Here is a 418-nt window from a genome sequence, read left to right on the forward strand (position 1 = left end):
CTGGCGCCTGCGCAGGCAGCCGCTGCGCTGGCGGCTATGGAAGACCCGCTCTCGCGCCTGGTCGCTGCCGGCGTGCTGGCCGTGCGTGGACCGGTGCCCATGGCGGTCGTCACCCAGGCGGTAGATACCGCTTCTGCCCAGGGCTGGCGCCGCGCCGTGATGGCCTGGCTGATCAACCAGCAGCGCCTGGCGCGGGAGCTGGGCGATACGGCGCTGGCCGACCAGGTGCAGCGCCGCCTGGATCTCTTGCAGACAACGCAGAAATAAGCCTGCAGCCGCTCAAGCGCTGCATCCACTCACACCGATTGACCGGTCGTCGTATCGGGCGCGGGCTCTGGCTGCGTGCCCGGATAGGGGTGCTCGGGGTTGCCTGGGTAAGGGTGCACCGGCTCCCTTGGGGAGGGGTGCTGCGGGGTGC

The 418-nt window shown here is 70.6% G+C and carries 1 pseudogene; it reads left to right on the plus strand.

The window, feature by feature from the left end:
- A pseudogene (locus tag H928_RS32635) lies at positions 1-267 on the plus strand (hypothetical protein); the annotation flags it as partial.
- Positions 268-418 lie beyond the last annotated feature (151 nt).

This window comes from Comamonas sp. B-9 (genome assembly GCF_000410635.1).
GTDB lineage: Bacteria > Pseudomonadota > Gammaproteobacteria > Burkholderiales > Burkholderiaceae_C > Comamonas.